The organism is Granulicella pectinivorans, from assembly GCF_900114625.1.
In the GTDB taxonomy this organism is placed as follows: Bacteria; Acidobacteriota; Terriglobia; order Terriglobales; family Acidobacteriaceae; genus Edaphobacter; species Edaphobacter pectinivorans.
In genome coordinates, this window is the sequence record NZ_FOZL01000001.1 from 2,953,736 (window position 1) to 2,976,227 (window position 22,492).

A 22,492-nucleotide genomic window follows, 5' to 3' on the forward strand; every position below is an offset into this window, starting at 1 on the left:
CTATGTACCGTTGCCTCATCTGTCTCTGTCTCTGCCTGCTTCCGGGCGGCCCTGTTCTGGCGCAGTCGAGTGCCGACGCCGCTGCGCAGAAGCCGAACGAAGGCGCGCAGCAACCCAGCCCCATGGGCGGAAGCAGCGCGGGTGCGCCGCGCGCGGCTATTCTCGACGAGCAACACAGGCCGATCACCGCCGGCGGTTTTGTGAAGAGCGGCACCGTGGTGTTTGAAGATATCAGCGACAAGTCCGGACTGAGCAAATGGCGCCATACGATGGGAGACCCGGCCAAGCCAGACATCATCGATACGGTTGGTTCCGGTGTGGGGCTGCTGGACTACGACAACGATGGCTGGCTGGATATCTATCTCGTCAATGGTTCGACGGTCGCTGCAGAGTCCGGCAAGGCCACGGCGCCGCATGCCGCACTCTTTCACAACAACCATGACGGCACCTTTACCGATGTGGCGGCGAAGGCGGGTGTGACCAACGATCGCTGGGGCTTCGGTGTGGCCGTTGCGGACTATGACAACGACGGCTGGCCGGATCTGTATGTCTCGAACTTCGGCAAGAACCGTCTGTTTCACAATAATCACGATGGCACCTTTACCGATGTTGCCGAGAAGGCCGGTGTCACGCTTGGCAATTGGTCGACCGGCGCCACCTGGGGCGACTACGATGGCGACGGGAAGCTGGACCTGTTCGTGCCGGGATATGTGCATTACGATCTTGCGCAACCACCTTCGAAGAAGACGTCCGGTGGAGCTTCGAACTTCTGCCAGTTCCGTGGAGTTGCCGTGATGTGCGGGCCGCGGGGTCTTGCCGGAGAGTCGGACCACCTTTTCCATAACAATGGCAATGGCACCTTTACGGATGTCAGCGTGAAGGCGGGGGTGGCCGATACGATGACGTACTATGGCCTCGCGTCGCTCTTCATCGATGTGAACAACGATGGCAAGGCGGACCTTCTGGTGGCGGACGATTCCACCCCGAACTATCTCTACCTGAACAAGGGCGACGGCACGTTCGAGGATGCGAGCTTCGCCTCAGGGTATGCGCTGAATGAGAGCGGTCGCGAGACGGCATCGATGGGGATTGCGGCGGGCGACATGATGCATAACGGCCTTGTCGACCTGTTCAATACGACGTTCTCCGACGATTACAAACCGCTGTATCGCAACGATGGCGGAGGCAACTTCACCGATGTGAGCTACCAGTTCCGTATTGCGGAGCCGACGATCCCGTTCCTTGGATGGGGTGCGAGTTTCTTCGACTATGACAACGACGGCTGGCTGGATCTGATGTTCGTGAACGGGCATGTGTATCCGGAGGTCGATCGTCAAGACTGGGGCACGAGCTGGAAGCAGCGTGCCGTTCTCTTTCACAATCATGGGGGTAAGCTTGAACTCGTTCCTGCAGTGGAAGGAACAGCGCTTGCGAAGGTCGCGGTCGCGCGTGGGCTTGCGTATGGGGATCTCTTCAATGATGGCAAGATCGACACGGTGATCAACAATCTCGATGGGACGCCATCGCTGTTTCGCAATGTGTCCGTGGGGGCCAATCACTGGCTTGGCCTGAAGCTGATCGGCGGGCCGAAGAGCCCGCGCGATGCTGTGGGTGCGACGGTGTATGTGAAGGCGAATGGCTTTCGTCAGCGGTCGGATGTGATCAGTGGAGGAAGCTTCGCGTCGTCGCCGGACCAGCGTCTTCACTTTGGGCTGGGAGGTGCGACGGCGGTGGACGAGATTGAGGTGCGCTGGCCGAGTGGGCTTGTGGAGCATGTCACGGTTCCGGGGATCGACCGCATCGTCACGATTACGGAAGGGAAGGGCACGGCGGTTGTTTCGAACGCTGTCAAGCAGGGCTCGAACTAGAGATGACGAGGAACCTCCCATTTCGTCAGCATGATCCACGCACACTTCGCATCGTTGCGATGCTGCTGATCCTCGTTGCGGCCGGGGTGCTCGCGATGCGGATGCTGCATGTGCCCGCGGCCCATGCCAGTGAGGACGGGGTTGCGGCCCGCAAGGCCTATCACCGTCGTATCGCCTCGAAGTACTTTGCTCATTTCGATGATGCTGCACCCTTTCTGCCTTCGAACGCGACCACGGATACCGGAGAGTTCATCGATCCGAAGTCTGTTCCGACGGCGGCTTACTGCGGACATTGCCACCAGGAATCGCACAAGCAATGGCGGCAGTCGGCGCATGCCAATGCCTTCCGGACGCCGTGGTATCAGAAGAACGTGAAGCTGCTGATGGACACGAAGGGCGTGGAGTATGCGCGGCATTGCGAGGGCTGTCACAACCCCGTGGCACTGACGTCCGGATCGATGACGCCAGGGACTGAGCAGAAACGTGCTGGCGATGAAGACGGCGTGACCTGTGCGGTGTGCCACTCCATCCGGCAAGGGGATACACGCGGCACGGGCAGCTACGTGCTTTCGCAGCCGGCGGTGTTGATGGATGAGGAGGGCAAACCTATCTATGGGAAGGTGACGGACGCTGAGATTCTTGCGCATCTGGACCGTCACTCCGCTGCCGTGATGCAGCCGTTCATGAAGAGCCCGGAGTTCTGTGCTTCGTGCCACAAAGCTGCGCTGCCTAAGACGTTGAACGACTACAAGTGGCAACGTGCGTTGTTCGTCTATGACGAGTGGCAGATGTCCTCGTTCGCGAAACGTTCTCCTTTGCCGTTCTACGTCAAGGACTCCGTGTCGACGTGCCAGACGTGCCATATGAGCCGTGAGTCGTTGAGTGCTGCGGGGCCGGATGCACGGGATCCTGGAGCGAAACATGGCGAGTTGGCCTCGCATCGCTGGATTGGTGCAAACACGCTGATCCCCAGCTTCTACAAGTATGATGTGCAGTTGGCGAAGACCAAGGCGTTTCTTGCCGCGGGTGTCTTCAATGTCGACCTGTTCAGTCTTGAGGTCAAGGGGAAGCCGACTGCGGCTCCACTGGGCGATGTGCCTGTGTCGGTTGCTCCGGGAGATCTGTTGACCGCTACGGTCGTCATCCAGAACAAGGGGGCCGCGCACTCGCATGTACCGGAACAGCGCGACATGTATGAGTCGTGGGTGGAGTTCAAGGTGATGGACGCGGCCGGCATGGTGCTGACGCATAGCGGCTATCTGAAGCCCGATGGTGAACTGGACGAGCGTGCCCATAGTTTCACCAATCGCCTGATCAATGCGCAGGGAACACTCAATGACAAACATCAGGTCTGGACCAACCGGATCGTCGCGTATAACAACACAATTCAATCCGGGCGATCGCAGAGTGTACGCTACCAGTTTCGTGTTCCCGAGACGGCGAAGAGCCCGCTGAGCATGACGGCGGAGGTGAAGTATCACCGCTTCAACCAGCATTTTATCGACTGGGCCATGAGCACGAAGGATGGGGTGCATGTCGACGAGCCCATGGTGACCATGGCGGCACGAACGCGCACGATCGCGATCGGCACTACACCTCCCGATGCCAAGCCTGCGGCGGATGTGAAGCCGATCGACAACCCTGCGTGGATGCGTTGGAACAACTACGGCATTGCACTGCTCGACGCGCAGCAGTATGCGGAGTCCGCAGCTGCCTTCGCGAAGGTTGCGGCGATACGCCCCGATTACGCGGATGCGTTCACGAATATCGCTCTTGCGGATTTTCAGTGGCAGCACTACGACGACTCACGCGCGGCGCTGAAGCAGGCGCTTAGGCTCAGCCCAGGCAATGCTCGGGCCTTGTATTACCTCTCGCTCATCGAGCGCAACGAGGGCAACCTGGATGCTGCCGTCGACGACCTGAAGAAGGTGGTCGAGAAGTTTCCGGACTCACGGGATGCGCATCGTGAGCTTGGGTTCTCGTACTATCAGCAACATCACTACGACCTTGCTAAGGATGAGTATGAGCGTCTTCAGGCCATCGACCCGGATGACCTTGCCGCGCATTACAACCTCTCGTTGATCTATCGTCGTCTGGGCATGAAGGAGAAGGCGGCCATCGAAGCGGCGCGGTTCAACGATCAGAAAGACGATCCGGCGGCCAGTGCGTTTGCTTTCGACTACTTGCGGAGCCATTCGGAGTTGTCGCAGGAGAGCACCCCCTGGCATACGCACTCCGACAGCGCGCCCTGAGGTTGTCTTTCGATCAGCGCATAATTCGGCGGTACTCGTTACACTTGTCGAAGAGCCCTTTCAAGGGCTTCGGAGCTGGAGTGCCCATAGTGGTGTTGTCTCTGTGCGGTGCCGGATCGAATCGCAATCGGTGAGGGTGCTTGATCGACGCAATGCCGGCAGAGGATACGGACGTTTTGCAAAGACATCCGCTTGATGCGGTCGCTCGCGAGCTTGCGAGCGACGGGCATCGGTCGAGCTCTGCGTGGCATGCACTTCCGGCAGCGTTCCGAGTACTGGCGGCGGAAACCCCCCGGTCCGTGCTCCTTGAGACCGCAAAGCAGGATGGCGATGGTGACAAGAGCCTGCTTTTTCTCGATCCTCGCGGCGAGTTGATTGCATGGACCGCTGCGGAGATGGATGAACTCCTGACAGAGGTTGACCGGCTCGTATCGGATGGAGCGTTTTTGGCTGGATTCTTTGGCTATGAGTGTGGCGATCACTTCATCGGGCTGGCACCGAGACGCGATGGGGTCGAGCCTCTGGCCTGGTTGGGGGTGTTCGGAGCTCCCATCGAGTTCGATCATCGCAGCGGTGTCATCCGGGGTGTGCTTCCTGAGATGCGCGCGGCGAGCCACGATGGGGATATGGCTGCCACGATTCATACGGATGGCTTGCAGATCGCGCGAGAGGACTACGATGCGGCCATCGCGAGCATCCATGGCTATCTGCAGGCCGGCGACACCTACCAGGTGAACTTTACGGACAGGATTGAGGGCGAGACAGACTCGGATGCCTTGACGGTTTACCAGACTTTGCTGCGGCAACAGCCGGTCCCCTTCGCCGCGTACATCGACAGTCCGTTCGGGACGATTCTTTCTTTCTCTCCTGAGTTATTTTTTCGGACGACGCAACGGCGAATCTGTGTGCGTCCCATGAAGGGGACGTGGCGACGTGGCGTGAATTTTACCGAGGATGAGAAAGCTCAGCGGCAGTTGCGGCATGATGAGAAGAACCGAAGCGAACATGTGATGATCGTGGACCTGCTGCGGAATGATCTTGGACGCATCTGCAGGTATGGTTCGGTGCACGTCGATGAACTCTTCCATGTTGAACGCTACAACACGCTTCTGCAGATGACCTCTACCTGTTCCGGCCAACTGCGCGATGGGGTGTCGCCCTCTGAGGTGCTCGTGAATCTGTTTCCGTGCGGATCGATTACAGGCGCTCCAAAGCGGAGATCGATGGAGATCATCCGGGAGCTGGAACGCCGTCCTCGCGGAGTGTATAGCGGTTGCATCGGCTTCTTCGGGCCCGATGGGGAGGCGTGCTTCAATGTTGCGATCCGCACGGTGAAGCTGGAAGGCAGACGTCTGTCCATGGGGGTTGGCGGCGGCATTACCGCTGATTCGAAGGCTGAGGAGGAGTTTGCAGAGTGTCGACTGAAGGCTGAGTTTCTTACCAGGAGACAGCCTTCTTTTTCGTTGATTGAGACCATGCGTGGGATGGACGGGGAGATCCCACTGCTGCCAAGGCACATGCAACGGCTGTCGGTGTCCGCGAGATACTTTGGGATGCTGTATGACGAGAGTGCGTTGTGGAGGGAACTGGTCTCCATGGCGCGGGACGGCGCGTGTGTCGAGAGCAAGGTACGTCTTATGCTGCACCAGACCGGTGACTGGACGATCTCTGTGTCCCCCCTGGAGCAGATGGCTTGGAGCGGACGTCTGCTGCTGGCAGAGGCACGCACGTGCGCGACGGACGTATCGCTGCATCATAAGACGACTTGTCGCGATCTGTATGAACGGAGTCTTGCGGAGGCTCACGCGAGGGGATTCGATGAGGTAATTTTCCTGAACAAGCAGGGCGAACTGACGGAGGGCGCGATCAGCAATCTGTTTCTCCAGGTTGGCGAGCAGTGGATGACTCCGAGTCTTCAGTGTGGAGTGCTTCCCGGAATTCAGCGCGCACAGATGCTGGAACACGTACAGCATGTGGAAGAGCGTACGCTTCGGCTTGAAGATCTTGCAGGGGCCGAGTCTGTCTATGTCTGCAACGCGCTGCGGGGTGTGCGTGTGGTCGTTTCCGTTGAAGCGGACGACGGCAGCGTTCTTTGGACGAAGAAGTAACCGCTTCGTGATTTTCTCCAGGCAAAAGAAAGGGCTGGCCTTTGCGGCCAGCCCTGTTCAGCGTGGAAAGATCCAGTTGTCCTCTAGAAGTTTGCACGAAGAGCGAACTGGAGGACACGGGGAGATCCAGCCGCGGTGATGCGACCGAAGGTTGAGGTTGAAGCGACCGTGCTTCCGGGATTGCTGTAGTTGCTGCGGTTGATGACGTTGAACGCCTCTGCCCGGAACTGGAGCTTGAATCGTTCTGCGATGGGGAAGACCTTGAAGCCAGAAGCATCTACGTTGAGCGAACCAGGCCCACGAAGGATGCCGCGGCTGCTGTTGCCGAACGTTCCGGTCGCCGCCTGCTGGAAGGCCGCGGTGTTGAAGTATGCGTTCAGATAGCTCGCCCCGGAGACACGTGCAGGATTGCCGATGAGATCGGCATAGTCGTTGCCTACTCCTGAGAGGGAGCGGTCTGTGCCGCTGGTGACGGTGATGGGCGTTCCGCTGGCGGCGGAGAGGATGGTGTTTACCTGCCAGCCGTTGATGATGGCACCGAGTGTCCGGTTGGTGTTGAACTTCGGCAGGTCGTAGAGAGCGGACAGGTTATAGCGGAGGCGGACGTCGTAGTCCGCGGGGCCGCGCGAGCTGTTCAGGTTGAAGGGATTCGGAGGACCAGCATTGCCTTCGATCGCGCTGGAGTTGTTATCGATGACTTTGCCGTAGGTGAGATTGGTCAGCACATGAAGGCCTTGCGATACGCGGCGCGTGACGTTGACCTGAAGACCGTTGTAGTCCGCGTACTCGTACGAGCTTGCCACCTCCACTGCGCCGAGCCCTTGATAGAGACGGCGTGACTGAATGTTGGCGAGCGTCGCACCCGCGGCGTAGACACCCGGGTTGAGCTGACGTGAACCCATGATGTGTTGTGCGTGGTTGCCAACGTAGGCAATGGAGACGGCGGTCGTGCGGTTGATCTGGGCTTCGAAGGTGATATTGCGATCCTGAATGGTGGCAACCTTCGAGTTTGAGTCGAGTACGCCACCCGCAACCGGAAGCGTGAACTGATAGGTCGCGAACTGGCTGACCGGGGTGTGAGCGCGCGGGAAGGGCGATGTCGTGCCGGCGAAGATGTTGTCCCATGCATTGGCGGGGTTGGCGATGGAGAGCGCGAAATTACGCGGCTGCGTCTGGTTCGTCCTCTGGTAGAGCAGACCTTCGGGGAAGCCATAGAAGAGGCCGTACGCGCCACGGATGACGAAGCGGTTGCTGCCACCGACGTTGTAGGCGAATCCGAGACGAGGACCGAAGGTTTTCCAGTTGTTCTTGAAGATGGAGGACTGTACCCCCGGGTCGCCGAGGAACTGAAGGCCCGCCGGTGCGTTGGGTGCTACGGTCGAGCGATATCCAGCCTGGAATCCAACCAGAGACTGGTTGAGGTCGGTGGGCGGAAGCCATGGCTCCCAACGGATGCCTGCATTGATCGTGAGATCGCGCGTGACCTTGAAGTCATCCTGGATGAAGAGGGAAGGACGGTTTTCGCGGAGATAGAAGGTGCGGCCATTGTCCTGCGTGAATGTGGACTCGTAACCGAGATAGAAGTCGGCGGCGGCGTTGCCGGTGCGGGCTCCTGAGAACTGGTTATCGCCCGGGACGTAGGAGTAGTCGTTCGCATTGATGCGCGAACGCTCAAACTCTCCTCCGAAGCTGATGGTGTGACGATGAAGAAGCTTGATGAAGTTGACGCGCTCATCGAAGGTGGTGGAGGCCTGCGTGAGAGCGCCACCCGAGAAGATGTTGACGAAGCCCGAGATGTTTGCGCGGATGCCCGGGAAGATGGGTACCTGGGTGCCGAGGGGAACGTTCTGGCCGAGGCTTTGGAGCGACTGGAGACCGGGCGCAACCGGGATCTGGGTGCGGGCGAAGCGGCCGGCTGAAACGGTGACCGTGCCTGTGAGCGTGGAGCTGAAGATGTGGGTATCGCTGAGAGCGAGAGACTGGTTGCGGAAGAGGTTCGATGCGAAGAAGCCAGTGGGAGCGGTGAAGGTGCGCTGGAAGTTGTTCTGGTTGTAGAAGTAGCGTCCGCTGACTTGATTGGAGGCGCTGATCTTGTGGTCGATTTTGACGAGGTACTGCGTGCTGCTGACGTTGCTGTTCGGACTGAGCGTGACCTGTCCGGCTGCCGTAGCACTGAGGGGCGCGAGGTAGGTCTTGTAGAGAGCCTGTGAGAGCGGGCTTGCCGCGCGCGTGATCTGGTTGTTGGTGTAGTTGACGTTCGTTACGGGATCGTGCAACTGGGTCGCGACCGAGCTGAAGTTTCCGCTCATCTGCGCGGCTGTGGGGATGAAGAAGGTGACGGGATTGGCGGAGGAGCGCTGCTCGAGATCTTCCGCGGCTCCGAAAAAGAATGTGCGGTCGCGGAAGATGGGGCCTCCGATGGTGCCGCCAAACTGATTGAGCTTGAAGGGCGGCTTGATGGGAGTGCCCGCGCTTGTCTTCGCAGGAAAGTGGTTGTAGGAGTTCAGCACCGTGTTGCGAAGGTATTCGTATGCGGATCCGTGAAAGGCATTGGTTCCGGAACGCGTTGAAAGCTGCACCAGGGCTCCGGCACCGGAGAACTGAGCGCTGTAGTTGGAGGATTGAATGGTGAACTCCTGCAGGGCGTCAGGGTTGGGCAGGATGGGAACGGAATCGAAGAAGCGATTGTTGTAGACGGCGTTATCAAGCTCGTAGGTGTTCTCGGTGGGGCGCAGACCATTCACGGTGAGGCCTGTGTTGTCCTGCTGGCCGGACTCCGTACCGGTTGCGGTCAGTGCTGCGCCGGGCGTGAGTGTCGTGAGTTGCAGCGGGTTGCGTCCGTTGAGGGGGAGATCCTGGATCTGCTCGCGGTTGATCGTGGTCGACACGGTGGATGATGCCGTTTGGATGAGCGTCGAAGCAGAGGTTACGTTGACGGTCTCGGTCGATTCTCCGATGGCGAGAGGAAGCTGGAGATCGATGACCTGACCCGTGAGGAGGGATAGGTCGCTACGCTCCTCCGTTCTATAACCGGCCTTGCCGATGGTCACGGCATAGGTCCCGATTGGAATATTCGGAAAGACGAAGATGCCTTGCGCATTGGTGTCCGCCTTGCGTTCGAGCGCGGTCTCGGCATTGGTGACGGTGACGCTTGCGCCGGGGATGAGCGCGCCACTGCTATCCAGTACGGAACCGCGGATGGTGCCCGTTGCCTGAGCGTGAGCGTCATGAGGTAGCAGCACAGCAAACAGGAGAAGAAGGGACAGGAGAAGGGAGCGTGGTGCAGACATACAGGCCTCCAAAGCCAAACAATGTGTCGTGTCATGGGGGTTGAGGGGAAGACCGAAGGTGGCAACGCACGTCCGCTACGCGGCCGGATCGTGGACTGCGATTACTTCGAAGTTGTTCTTAGAGCGAAACGGGAAGGGGACAACAACCTGCGGCAGATGTCACAGCAGCCATCAGCACGCGCGGGAGCGGTGCCTTCGATCGCTGTTGCTGACTCGATATGTGAGCGGACATCTTCATCGCGGTGCAATACCTTGTGTTGCATGGAGCTGGTTGGTTGGTTCGAAGAGCATCAGTGATGACGCACAACATCGATGGAATAAGAAGAGGGATCTCATAAGGCGGGTGCCTCGTTGATACTCGAACGTGTCCGGTAACCTTTGCTCCCCAGGCTGAAGAGTGCGATGGTGCCGACCAGCGGCATCAAGGCGACCAGGTAAAAGACCGGGGCATACGAAAAGCGATCGACGAGTATCCCTGTAAGGAGCGGGAAGAGGAGTCCGCTGAGACCGCTGGCCACGCCACTGAAACCTGTGACGCGTCCGACCTCGTGCTCATCGAAGAGATCGGTCATGCTGGCGAACATGTTGGCGGAGAGGAAGTTGTCCGCAAACATGGCGATGCCGATGAGGAAGAAGGCTCCTCCGATGGAGCGCGTGACTGGCACCAGCAGGCTTGCGATGCAAAGGATGCTTCCGCCATACATTGTGATCTTGCGCACCTTCATGATCTCGAGACCCTTGCTCTGGAGCCATCCGGCAGACCACCCGCCAGCGAACCCACCGGCATCGCCGAGCAGGAAAGGAATCCATCCGATGAGTCCAATCTGGCTCATGGAGAGGTGACGTGCGCTGAACAGGTAGCTCGGAATCCAGTACCAGTAGAACTGCATGACTGGACCGACGAAGAAACGGCACAGCATGATCGCCGCAAGGGAAGGTTGCCGCAGCAACTCACGGACTCCTGTTGCCGGCTTCGATGAGGTTAGCGTCGATTCAAGCGTCTCGTCGAGATCGACGGATGCGGGCTTGGGATCGCGGTACAGAAACCACCACAACGGCGCCCACAACAGGCCCAGCGATGCCGATACGAGGAAGGCCGCGCGGAAGCCGAAACGATGTTGCAGGTAGACGATGAGAGGTGTCGCAATGGTCGCACCGATCATGCTTCCGCTGTTGAAGATGCCAATGGCGAGTGTGCGCTCTTCCTTTTTGAAGAGCAGAGACGTGACCTTCACGCCACCGGAGTAGTTGCCGCATTCTCCTGTTCCCATCCAGAAGCGCGTGAGGCCGAGCTGCGAGCCGGTGCGCACAAGCGATTGCGCGCCGGTTGCAAAGGACCACCAGAGAACAGCGCCAACAAGGCTGATACGAACGCCGAAGCGATCCATCAGGGCTCCCACGGGAAGCTCGCCGCTCATCATGCCAAACTGGAACGCCGCCACGATCCTGCCGTACTGCGTATTGGTGAGGTGCAGCGTCTGCTTCAGGATGGGTGCCAGCACGGACACGGTCTGGCGATCGATGAAATTGATCACCGTGATGGAGAACAGCAGCGCGAGAATGAACCATCGTCTTCTGCCACTCGTCGCGGCGCGCACCGGCGGTTTCGCCTTTTCGGATTGGGATAGAGCTGTCAGACTGTCCCCTTATCCGCGGCGATGGGACGAAACTCATTCCCTACGAACTCATGCGAACGGCGCTGTTCTGTGCTCTTGATGTCGTCGTGTTGAAGAGGCAAAAGCGGGAAGAGCAGTTCCTTGACGCGGTACGCCTCTTCCAGGTGTGGATAGCCGGAGAGGATGAAGCTGTCAATGCCGAGGTCGGCATATTCGAGGATGCGTTTGGCGACCGTCTCGGCATCACCGACCAGAGCGGTGCCTGCTCCGCTGCGAACGAGGCCGATGCCCGTCCATAGATTCGGGCTGACCTCCAATGTCTCGGGGCTGCTGCGAACGATCTCCGCCATGCGCCGCTGGCCTTCCGAATCAAATTTCGCAAGCCCTGCCTGAGCCTTGGCGACAACGTCCCGATCGACATAACGGATGAGATCGTTTGCCGCTCGCCATGCGGCGTCGTTGGTCTCGCGGACGATGACGTGCAGGCGTATTCCGAAGCGAAGCGTGCGGCCTTGTTTCGCGGCGGCTTCACGCACACGAGCGATCTTCTCGGCGACGAGTGCCGGTGGCTCTCCCCAGGTGAGATAGACATCCACCTGCTCGGCTGCGAGTTCGATGCCCGCCGTGGACGAACCACCGAAGTAGAGCGGAGGATGAGGGTTCTGCAGCGCGGGATAGTAAACCCTGGCACCTTCGACATGCAGGTACTTGCCTTCGAAAGTCTTCGTTTCGCCGGCCATGACGCCGCGCCATATCTTGAGGAACTCACCCGTGACGGCATAGCGCTCATCGTGTGGGAGGAAGACGCCGTCGGCAGCGGCCTCTCGCGGATCTCCGCCCGTCACGACATTGATGAGAAGCCGGCCGTTCGACAGGCGGTCGAAGGTAGACGCCATGCGTGCAGCGACGACGGGCGACATGATGCCGGGGCGGATCGCCACGAGGAAGCGAAGCCTCTCGGTAAATGGCATGAGCGCGGAGGCCACGACCCATGAGTCTTCGCAGGAGTTTCCCGTGGGGAGGAGCACAGAGTAGAAGCCAAGCTGATCGACAGCCTGCGCGATCTGGCGGAGATACGGCAGATCGGTAAGCCGCGAGCCATGAGCGGAGCTGAGATAACGACCGTCGCCTGTTGTTGGGATGAACCAGGATATTTGCATACGTTTTTTTATTTCGGCCTATGAGCTTTTATCGAGTGATGTTGCAGGGAGTTTGGTCCAATATGACTGCACCGCCAGAAGGACCGGTATGGATGCCTGGATGCCCGCCTCAAGTGGTGCGTTCGGTTTCGCGCCTGTCGTGATGGCGTCGAGGAAGTTCTTTGTGTGCGCCAACTCCAGATCGTTTCTGGAATCGACACGCACGGGCTGGCCCTGATAGGGCGTGAAGATGTAGCCATCACGCGCGATATCGAGCAAGCCTTTTGTCCCCTCGAAGACCACCGAAGGGCGTTCGTCGCGAAGAGGAAGGACAGAGCTCTCGAAGTTGAGGTTCCAATTCGCGTACTTCACCACCGCGCTGACTGTGTCGGGGTTGTTGCGCTGATCATGCAGCTTGTAGATCCCTCCGGTCGCGTATGCGGAGAGCGGCGTGGAGTCGTTCTGAAACCACTGCGCGACGTCGGCCCAGTGCGTGAGGATGTCGGCCAGCAGGCCGTTGCCGTACTCGTGGAAGTAGCGCCACGAATCGTAACGGACGGTCTCATAAGGGACCTTGGGAGCACCACCAAGAAAGCGCTCCCAGTCCAGCCCGGCAGGCTTCGGCGCATCTGGAATCTCACGGCGCTGCCATGGGAAGTCATGCCAGACTGCACGAACCTGCACGACATCGCCGAGCTTGCCACCGTCGAAATATTCTTCCTTCACCTGCTGATAGTGGGCGCCGCTCCTCTGCTGCATGCCGCATTGCAGTACGCGCTGCGCCTTGTGCGCGGAGGCGACCAGCGTGTCTCGTTCATGCCAGCGATGCAGGGTCGGCTTCTCCAGGTAGACGTGCTTGCCGGCAGCGAGTGCATCATGTGCGATTGGTACGTGGAGGTGATCGGGTGCGGCGATGAGAACGGCGTCGACATTCTTGTGAGCGAGCAGGTCCTGATGCGCGTTGTAGGTTGCCGGCTCTCCGATCTCGGGCGGCAACTGCGCTGCGACGCGAAGGCGGGTTGCCTCATAGGTGTCGGCGATGGCCGCGAGCCGCAGCCGCTTGTCCTTTAGGAACGCTGCACCCACGATGCGGCCTCGGCGACCAACGCCCACGATGCCAAGCCCTACCTTGTTGTTCGCGCCCACAATCTGAGAGTACGATCGCGCGGTCATGGTGCTTGCTGAGACAGTTGCAGCGGCTTGCAGAAACTCTCGACGATTCATGCTCCGAAGGCTCCTTTCAGAGCGGTATACGCAGGTTGCAGAACGACAAGACCAGACTTGGTGCCGTCTTCTCGCTCCTCTTCGTTGATGACCCATCCCGACCACTTCGCTCGTTCGAGAGATGATGCTACCTGGCGAAGGGGGAATGTGCCCTGGCCCAGTGGGACCTGTTTGCCTTCACGGAAGTCGCGGAAGTGAATGCCTGTGAGGCGCGCAGCATGTTCGTATACAAATCGGGGAATGTCGAAGCCCGTTCGATAGGCATGTCCTGCGTCGAGCAGGAATGACACGGACGCGGGATCGGTATCTGCGTAGACTTGCAGGATCTCGCGGCCATCGTATTTATACTCCGGCCAGTGATTGTGATACGCGAGAATGAGTCCCTGCGACTTCGCGAACTGCCCTGCACGATTGAGCGCATCGGCCTTCCGCTTGATCTCGTCGGGCGTGACAGCCGGTGATCCGCTGAGGATCAGACGCTGCGCTCCAAGCTCCGCACCGAGTCTCGCGACCGACTCGTAGAGCGCCTGCGGCGCGATGCTCGTCTGGGGATCGTATTCGGGCAGGAAGATATGGACGCCTGTGAACACCAGCCCCTTCGCTTCGATCCGCGTGCGCGCCTCTGCAGTGGACTTCGCCTGGCTGCGAAGGTTGATGAATCCCGTTTCGAACCCCGCATACCCGACGCTTTTCAGGTCACCGAGTGCTGCAAGGAAGCTATCGAAGTTGCGTGGATCGATGGGGAAGGCATTCGTCTGCGCGGCGAGACGGATCGCATTCGATTCAGCAGGGAGAGCGACCTTCGTGAGATTGCTTGCATGAGCGGCAAGCGCAGAGAAACCTACGCTGGCAAGCGAGCGGAGAACGCCGCGTCGCGAAAGAGAATGCATAAACATCGATCTCCAGAACAACTGGTTCCGCGACGAAAAGCCGTGCGGCAGTTGTTCGTATTCAGTGTGAAAAGGGGGGACTTGCTGGGGATGCACGTTCAGGACACAACGCGATCGATGACGTAGCCGGGGAGGCTAAGCGCAACAACAACAATGGCGGCGGGGAGCGGCCACTTGGTTCGACGCGTATGTTTTGACAGCAACGTCCATAGGAAGAACGATAAGACATCCGCTCATTCGAGTCAACTTACGACGCTGTCGTTCGGCGCACCGTGCGGACCTGGAGGGACTTTTCTCCGTAGTATGGATGGCGTATATGGACGACTACATTGCCCGTACTTGTAGGTAGGCTACGCACCCAGATCGCGCCTACGGCACCTGTCTCACGAAGGTCGAAGACGCTGTCTCCGATAAGACTGGCTGCGCCGGAGAGTTGCACCGTAATGCTCCCTGGGGCCGACGGGCGCGTGTTGCCGAAGGGATCTTCTACTCCAAAGGAGACACGCGTCGAATCGGATCCATTGGCGATCAGCACGGCGTCATCGGCCTTCAGCCAAAGCCGATCTTCGTTACGCCGGCCTGCCATGCTGCGAGTCATGACAACTTTGCCGTGGATGAGCCCCTCGATACGAAGGGTGGACGATGCGGCGCTTGTCCATGGCAGGTCGAGGATGAACGGTGGATACGCGAGATGAAGGTAGCCCTCCCGGTCCGGATGAAAGGAACCCGCAAACTGATCGTCGAGAAACAGGTTCAACTGTTCGCAGTTTGAGAAGATCACCGGTTTATCGTCACCGCTTTGTGACGTGGCATCCCAGTAGAAGCTCGGCTCAATCACGGGTCTGATGGATGGGCTGACCTGGGAGAGATAGAACGCGGCACCAAGCTTGGGTATCCGGAAGGTGTCGACGACACCAGGACACTTCACCCCGTTGTACGCATTCATCGGGCTCGCATAATCGAAGGCGCACCACGCAATGACACCGGCATTCCGAGGATCCTTAGCGGCCCGGTTGTGCGCCTGGGCGTGCAGCAAAGCCTGCGCACGCTGGTCCTCGGGTTTGCCCACACGACGATACCTGCGCAAGAAGTTTTTCGCGGTGCCATAGGCATACTGGCCAACCGCTTCGGCGATCATGTAGGGCACGCCGTCGAGAGCCGGGTCGATCCCCACGCTGCCGTCCGGCTCCGCGTGATAGTCATCGAAGGCAAAGACATCTTCATGCCAATGTTGCTGCCAATCCTTTCGCGACGCAGGCGTCATGCTGCCTGATGTCTGACGTCCCGGATCGAGTCTCTTTGCCGCCTCGCGGGTACGCGTGTACAGCGCAGGGTCGTTCGCGGACTCGTTGATGCGTGTGCCCCAGATGACGATCGATGGATGATGCCGATCGCGGCGAATCATCTCCTCCGTGTTGTGTACCGCGATGTCCTGCCAACTTTGGTCGCCGATATATTGCCATCCTGGAATCTCTTCCCATACGAGCAGGCCAAGCTCATCGCATGCATCCAAGAAGGCTGTCGACTGCGGATAGTGAGAACACCGCACGATATTGCAGTTCAAGCTGTGACGCAGGGAGTGCGCATCGAAACGCATCGCGCGTTCGGATGCTGCGAAGCCCACATAGGGGAAGAGTTCATGGCGATTCAGACCGAAGAGCCTGAGCTTGCGTCCATTCAGATAGAAGCCATCCAGCTTGAATTGAGCATCCCGAAAGCCGATGCGCAAAGACTGGGTATCGACCTGCTGCTGACCATGAAAGATCGCAATCTGCACACGATACAGTTTCGGGTTGTCGACATCCCAAAGAACGATACCGGTGAGCTCGTCCAACACCATTTCGACAGGAGCCTTGCCGGGGATGGCCGCTGTTTTCAACGACTGTCTAGTGACGACACGGGTCCCGTCGAGGAGTGTCGCAACGATCTCTAGCTCTTGCTCGACATCCGCATCGAGGTCGAACGCGATGTTGATCTTGGGGTGGGATGCGAGTACATCAACTGGAGAAGCTATCAGGTTACGAATCGCGATTCTGGGAATGGCACGCAGTTGCACACAGCCCGAAATGCCGCCGGGGAGGTAGTAGTCCACCGCCGAAGGCCCCTTGGGGGAGCCCGCCGGAGGAACATCGATCCAGCGCGCGTCCACCTCGAGGATAAGCTCGTTGTCACCTGCGCGCTGCCACTCCGTCACATCAACCTCGAAGGGAAGGAAGCCGCCTTCATGCACAGGAAATGCGTGGCCATTGAAGATCACCTTCGTCCTCGACATGGCGCGTTCACAGGAAAGGAAGAGGCGTTTGCCTTGAAAGCTCGCCGGGATGGTAAAGCTCTTGCTGTAGCTCCAGACGTGCTGCCAGGACTCCGCCTGCCACGCGTGCCAGGAGAGGGCTGCGACGCAATGAGGAAGCCTGATGGGGCTCTGGGGTGTGGCTCCCTCGCGATGAAGCGACCATCCGTCACTCAGAGCGACTGCGTCCGATCGGATCGCGGAAGAGCGCTTGACCTCTGCGCTGCCGGACTGCGGCCATGTTGCAAAAGCCGCCATCGTGGCCGCACTGCCTAGCGTAAAGGAGCGTCTATTCATGGGCATAAGAAGTTGCCATTGCGGTTGCTTTCAAGGGGCGTGTGAACGAGGAAGCAGAGGCACCCAGGCAATTGGAGAAGCACACGATGGGGCTTGGGACGACGCGTTTGGGTTGGAATGAGGCAAGCCCTAACTAAAGGCTTTCTTTTGCTGCACGAATCGCTGTGTGGGCCAGCGGAGAGCGGCGGCAACAACACAGTTTTGAGGCGATCTGCATGAACGAGAGGCTATCTCGAAGCTTCTGCTTCGGTCAAGCCGGGGAGGAGGCCTCGCAGCGGAAGTCCGCGTGGAGTAAAGAGGACGGGGAACACGCCAACAGGCGGGGGCATCGTCTATCCTAGATACGTCGCCGGAGTCTTCGCGACAGATTTGGGGATGAACTGAATTGAAAGAGCAAGCTACTCGACCCGCACACCTACCGATCAACCCGCACTTCTCGTCAGGGCCATGTGCCAAACGGCCAGGGTGGTCGCTGTCTTCTTTGCATGACGCTCTGGTTGGACGCTCGCATCGCTCGAAGCGAGGGAAGGCGAAGCTGGAAGAGGTGATCGAACTCTCGCGTGAGATTCTCGGGATTCCGAGCGATTACCGGATCGGCATCGTCCCCGGCTCGGATACGGGCGCGATCGAAATGGCGCTCTGGTCGATGCTTGGAGCGCGCGGTGTCGATGTGCTGGCATGGGAGAGCTTCGGCAAGGAGTGGGTCACCGATATCACCAAGCAGCTTAAGCTTGAGGATGTGCGTGTCTTTGAGGCAGCCTATGGTGAACTCCCGAAGCTGGATCAGGCGGATGCGGCCAGAGACATCGTTTTCACCTGGAATGGGACGACCTCGGGTGTCCGCGTCCCGAACGGCGACTGGATCTCCGAAGCACGCGAGGGCCTGACCTTCTGCGACGCCACCTCTGCCGTGTTCGCGATGGACATGCCATGGAAGCTGCTGGATGTCACTACGTGGTCGTGGCAAAAGGTGCTTGGAGGAGAAGGGGCGCATGGCATGATTGTTCTCAGCCCGCGCGCCGTCGAACGATTGACTTCCTACAAGCCGCCCCGGCCGCTGCCGAAGATCTTTCGCCTGGCGAAGGGAAGTGAACTGATCGAAGGCATCTTCAGCGGTGAGACGATCAACACGCCATCGATGCTGGCTGTCGAAGATGCTCTTGATGGTTTGCGCTGGGCTAAATCGATTGGCGGGCTCGACCAACTGATCGCACGATCGAAAGGAAACCTCAAGGCGATCTCCGACTGGCAGCAGGCAAGCTCCTGGGTTGCATTCCTTGCAACGGATCCCGCAACACGATCCTCGACCTCGATCTGCCTGGCGATCAAGGACCCCGACTTCCTGCAATGGGACAGCAAGAAGCAGGCCGCATTTCTTAAGTCCATGACCGGCTTGGTTGAAAAGGAAGGCGCCGGGTTCGACATTGCTTCCTACCGCGATGCTCCATTGGGCCTGCGAATCTGGGGTGGTGCCACGGTCGAGACGAGCGACATCGCATGTCTCCTCGAGTGGCTCGACTATGCTTTCATCACGACGAAGAGCAGCATGTCCGATTCGCAGTCGGCGGTCTAAACCGGCCTCGCGAGGGTGTACCCCGCCATGCGTGCCAACGTGGGCGGTACGGTTCGTTGGTGACTCTGTTGTGGGTTGCTGCGTCGATTGAGTTTGTGTCACAGAGAAAGACGTTCTCTGTGACACAAACTATGTTCGATCCTGACCTCAGAACTAAATTTTAGCCACTACGAACACTCGACCTTTGGACTTGGGCCTGCGGATGCTTCGACTGCATCCCAGATTTGTAGAGCTATTGGAGACAGCAAATTGGGTCCGCCTCCAGATGGAAGCGGACCCAATTTATTGAAAATCAAACCATTTAGAACTTGTACTTCACTGCCAGCAAGATGGAGCGTTGCGTGTACTTGGCGTCCGTGATGCCGCGGTTGGTGTTGGAGACCTGCGAGGTGAAGGTCTTGTTGTCGGCGGTCTGCAGCTTTACCGACACAAGGTCGCTGGTGCTGAAGCCCGGTAGAGGATGGTTGAGGAAGTTGAACGCTGTGCCGCGCAGCTCGAGGGACTGGTGTTCGGTGACGTGGAAACTCTTGTAGATGCCAAGGTCCGAATCGAAGTAGGCAGGCGTGCTGAGGTAGGGAGCCTGACGGATGCCGACCTGACCAAGCTGCGGAGCGGTGAAGCAGTCGAGATTGACGTGCTGGTAGGCCTTCAGGTTCGAGTTGGGGTTGCAGGTGAGGATGGGGAGAACGGTGTTGGCGTTCGTTCCATAGTACGTTGCCGAGCCGATGGTGTGGCCGAGCGTCGTGTTCTGGATGGTGAGGCCCATGTTCTGGTTGGTGTTCGCCTGGAGGTTGCCACCGGCCTGCCAAGTGGTGGTTCCGGTGAGCGTCCATCCGTTGACGGCTCCCGCAGCAAGCTTGTTGCCGTGGATCGGGTTACCGAGATCGAACGCATAGGAGGTGTTGATGACGTGGGGGCGATCGATGTTGAGCACGCCGTAGTTGTTGCGCACGTTGAAGGCGTCGAGCGTGCTGCTGACGATGCCGAGGGACTTCGAGTAGGTGTAATTGGCGTTGAAGGTGATGCGTCCGGTCTGACGAACGAGGCTGAACTGGAGCCCGTTGTAGTTGGCGTATCCTGCGTGCGTGTTGACCGAGATCGCGTTCGTGCCGTAGCCGGCGTAGTAGGGGTAGTAGTCGGCGATATTGGCGACGTTTTCAGGATCGGTGGGAGCGGGTGCTCCGGTGACGGGATCGGCCTTGAAGAGGCCGCCGAAGGGGATTTTATTCTGGTTGACGAGAGCGGAGCCGCCCACGCCGGAGCCATTGCTCTGTCCGCCGAGGAGGATGTTCTGAGTCTGGTTGCCGACGTACGCGGCCTCGAAGAGCATGGCGCGTGTGAGTCGCTGCGAGATGGTCAGGTTATAAGCGTAAGTCACGCCGGTTTTGTCGTCCTGCTGGTCGGCTGCATAGACGCTCGAGGGAAGCGAGCCGAGGCTTGAGGCGTTCGCACCCAGGTTGCTGATCTCCTTGAGAGTGATGGCCTGATTGCCGTTGGAGTTGTAGGTCTTGACGCCGAGTGCGGTGGTGAGAGGCCCGGCGAAGTCGTTGTACTGATCGTTCCAGCGGTAGGCTGCCCAGCCGCCACGAATGACGGTACTGCCGTTGCCATGGACGTCGTAGGCCAGACCGAGACGCGGCTCGAAGAAGATGCTCTGGACGGGGGAACCGCCGATGGGAACGCTGGAGTCGATGGCGTGCCAGTAGACGCCGGGGTAGACCTTTTTGGCGGCCACGTCTGCCGCGTAACGGCTGGGCTCCCAGACGGCGAGGCCGGTCCCGCTTGCATCCTGCCACCGGCCGAGGTGTTCGAGGCGAAGGCCGAGGTTGAGGGTGAGGTTCGATTTGATCTTCCAGTTGTCCAGCACATAACCGGCGCCGGTGTTGTAGTACATGTCGTCGATGGGGTTGGTGTTGTTCTGGCTGAATCCGCTGGTAATGCCGAGGAGGAAGTTGGCGAGGGGGTTGACTGTTCCGATCTTGAGACCGGTGATCTGATCGGTCTTCACGCCGCTGGCGTAGGAGAGGGAGCCATTGGTGTATCCATAGGTGCCCTGCTTGTTGCCGCCGCGGCTCCAAAAGCCGCCGACCTTGAAGGTGTGGGACTTATAGACGAAGGTGAAGTCGTCGGAGACGGAGGGTGCCTTCTTGATGGAGTTGTAGGTGCCGCCCTGCTGGAAGAGATCGGGTTGTGAGATATCGGGCAGGGTTCTCGCTCCGGGCGAGTTGATCGACGGAGCCATCAGGGACGCAGTGCTGTAGACCGTTCCGTAGGGATAGCCGATGGCGCTGTTGTACTCGGCCTTGAGGTTGGCTGCGGAGTATGGGTTATCAAGCCAGCCGTCGGAGACGCGGACTTCGTTGGTCGCCGAGGACGAGAAGATGTGGATGTAGCTTCCGCTGAGGACGTGCGAGTGGACTGGGCTGATGAGCGGTCCGCCGGGGAAGGCTACGGCGTTGGCCGGGTTGTAATAGATGTGGGCGACGCTGGTCTCGGAGTCGCTGCCGTACTGGTAGCTGACGAAGAATTTGTTCTTGTCGCTGATGTTGTAATCGACGCGGCCGCGGTAGATGTAGCCGTTGTGGGAGTTGCTGGGCTGGAGGAAGTAGTTGTAGCCGGATGCGTTGGTGGAAGGATCGACGTTGGCAGCGGGGAAGAGCTTGAGGAGCGCGAGGGCACCGGGGTCCATGTACTGCGTGGGGATCTGGGTTCCGGCGAGCGCGGTCCCATCAGGGGCGAAGCCGCCGGTGAGAGGCTGGCAGAAGTCGTTCCCGGTGCTCTTGGCGCAGAGCGCTGCGTTGGCGGGATCGGAGAGCGAGAAGTTGCCGGCACGCATGGCTGGGGTAGGAACGTAGGAGGTGAGCGGTGAGGACGCAGGAAGGTTCTGGCGGAAGGCTTCGAAGCCGGCCCAGAAGATGAGCTTGCGGTTGTGGTTGAAGTTGGTGCCCGGGATAAGGATAGGACCGCCGACGCTTCCGCCGGGATAGTAGTACGAGGCGTCAGGACGCGCAGTGGGAGTGCTGCTGTGCTTGTCCTGCCAGGTGTTGGCGTTGAGAATACCGTTGCGTGCGTAGAAGTAGGCCTGACCGTGGAAGTCTGCACTTCCGGAGCGGCTGATGACGTTGATGACGACGGGGCCCTGGGGCGAGTCGGCGCCGAAGTTGGAGCTTTGAACTTTGACCTCCTGGGTCATGTCGGGGTTGACGGATGCGATGGACCAGCAAGCGCAGCCTGGATCGATGATGCTTGCGCCATCGAGGAGATAGGCGGTGCCGCCGCGGTAGGGTGCGCCGTTGGTGTTAAGACCGACGCCAACTGCGGAGCCGGATGAGCCGGTATCGGTAAAGTCGAAGCCGGTGCCGTTGCCGGTTCCGCTGGCGGTGGTGGTGACGCCAGGAAGGATCTTGAGGAGTTCGGACATGTTGCGGCTCTGGATCGGAAGGCGCTCGATGTCCGCCGTGGAGAGCAGTGCGGAGCGCTCGCCGGAATCCTGCGGGGCGATGTAGTTGGCGCTGCTCTGAACAGTGACGGTCTCGTTGGCGGTACCTACTTCGAGCGCCAGATCGGTGAGGTCGCGGACGTCGCCGGGGTTGACGGCGATCTCGCCGCGCCTCAGACTGCGGAAGCCGGTCGCGGAGATCTCAATGGTGTATGTGCCGGGGATAAGGCCGGCGAAGGTGAAAAAGCCCGCGGAGTTGCTATCGAGTTCCCGCTTGTCCTTCGAGGCGTTGTTGGTGAGGACGACGTGGGCACTGGAGACGAGGGCGCCGGTCGTATCCTGCACCTTGCCGGAGAGGCTGGCAGTGGTTTGTGCGAACGCCGTGTGGACCATGGCAAGCAGGGCAACCAGAGGAGCGATGCGCCGCAGGATGGGGAATATTTTTATGAGTTTCATGAAACGGCCTCTTTCAAATGGAGTGCAGCGGTGTTGGTTGATCGTTCGTC

The 22,492-nt window shown here is 59.4% G+C and carries 11 protein-coding genes; 4 read left to right on the plus strand and 7 right to left on the minus strand.

Going from position 1 to position 22,492, the window contains the following annotated elements:
• Positions 1 to 2: 2 nt before the first annotated feature.
• The 3 genes from BM400_RS11650 (at position 3) to pabB (ending at position 6,228) form a co-directional block, all read left to right on the plus strand.
• A complete protein-coding gene (locus BM400_RS11650; RefSeq protein ID WP_089839319.1) occupies positions 3 to 1,868 on the plus strand; it encodes a CRTAC1 family protein in 1,866 nt (621 codons plus the stop codon).
• 59 nt (positions 1,869 to 1,927) lie between these two features.
• Complete coding sequence (locus BM400_RS11655) at positions 1,928 to 4,120, plus strand: tetratricopeptide repeat protein (protein ID WP_245781831.1); 2,193 nt, start codon at positions 1,928 to 1,930, stop codon at positions 4,118 to 4,120.
• 299 nt (positions 4,121 to 4,419) lie between these two features.
• On the plus strand, positions 4,420 to 6,228 hold the full coding sequence (pabB, locus tag BM400_RS11660) for an aminodeoxychorismate synthase component I (protein WP_175528988.1): 1,809 nt from the start codon (positions 4,420 to 4,422) through the stop codon (positions 6,226 to 6,228).
• Positions 6,229 to 6,311: 83 nt separating this feature from the next.
• Here the strand turns inward: pabB and BM400_RS11665 are convergent, their stop codons facing one another.
• The 6 genes from BM400_RS11665 to BM400_RS11690 all read right to left on the minus strand — a co-directional run bounded on the left by BM400_RS11665 (position 6,312) and on the right by BM400_RS11690 (position 16,980).
• Positions 6,312 to 9,518 (minus strand): TonB-dependent receptor, encoded by a 3,207-nt coding sequence (locus BM400_RS11665; protein WP_089839321.1) that lies wholly within the window; start codon positions 9,516 to 9,518, stop codon positions 6,312 to 6,314.
• A gap of 332 nt (positions 9,519 to 9,850) precedes the next feature.
• The gene (locus BM400_RS11670; protein WP_175528989.1) at positions 9,851 to 11,116 is read right to left on the minus strand and encodes an MFS transporter; all 1,266 of its coding nucleotides are present in this window, start codon (positions 11,114 to 11,116) and stop codon (positions 9,851 to 9,853) included.
• Between the two features lie 35 nt (positions 11,117 to 11,151).
• Positions 11,152 to 12,294, minus strand: coding sequence for an FMNH2-dependent alkanesulfonate monooxygenase (ssuD, locus tag BM400_RS11675; protein WP_089839323.1), 1,143 nt, complete (start codon positions 12,292 to 12,294; stop codon positions 11,152 to 11,154).
• Positions 12,295 to 12,312: 18 nt separating this feature from the next.
• Complete coding sequence (locus BM400_RS11680) at positions 12,313 to 13,497, minus strand: Gfo/Idh/MocA family protein (RefSeq protein ID WP_175528990.1); 1,185 nt, start codon at positions 13,495 to 13,497, stop codon at positions 12,313 to 12,315.
• Positions 13,494 to 14,387 (minus strand): sugar phosphate isomerase/epimerase family protein, encoded by an 894-nt coding sequence (locus BM400_RS11685; RefSeq protein ID WP_175528991.1) that lies wholly within the window; start codon positions 14,385 to 14,387, stop codon positions 13,494 to 13,496. Before BM400_RS11685 ends, BM400_RS11680 begins: the two co-directional genes overlap by 4 nt.
• 247 nt (positions 14,388 to 14,634) lie before the next feature.
• Positions 14,635 to 16,980 carry a glycoside hydrolase family 2 protein gene (locus BM400_RS11690; RefSeq protein ID WP_089839326.1) on the minus strand — a complete coding sequence of 782 codons (2,346 nt, stop codon included), beginning with the start codon at positions 16,978 to 16,980 and terminating at the stop codon, positions 14,635 to 14,637.
• Between the two features lie 379 nt (positions 16,981 to 17,359).
• Between BM400_RS11690 and BM400_RS11695 the strand changes: the two genes are divergently transcribed.
• Complete coding sequence (locus BM400_RS11695; protein WP_089839327.1) at positions 17,360 to 18,547, plus strand: phosphoserine transaminase; 1,188 nt, start codon at positions 17,360 to 17,362, stop codon at positions 18,545 to 18,547.
• A 301-nt stretch (positions 18,548 to 18,848) separates the two neighbouring features.
• Here the strand turns inward: BM400_RS11695 and BM400_RS11700 are convergent, their stop codons facing one another.
• The gene (locus BM400_RS11700) at positions 18,849 to 22,442 is read right to left on the minus strand and encodes a carboxypeptidase-like regulatory domain-containing protein (protein WP_089839328.1); all 3,594 of its coding nucleotides are present in this window, start codon (positions 22,440 to 22,442) and stop codon (positions 18,849 to 18,851) included.
• Positions 22,443 to 22,492 lie beyond the last annotated feature (50 nt).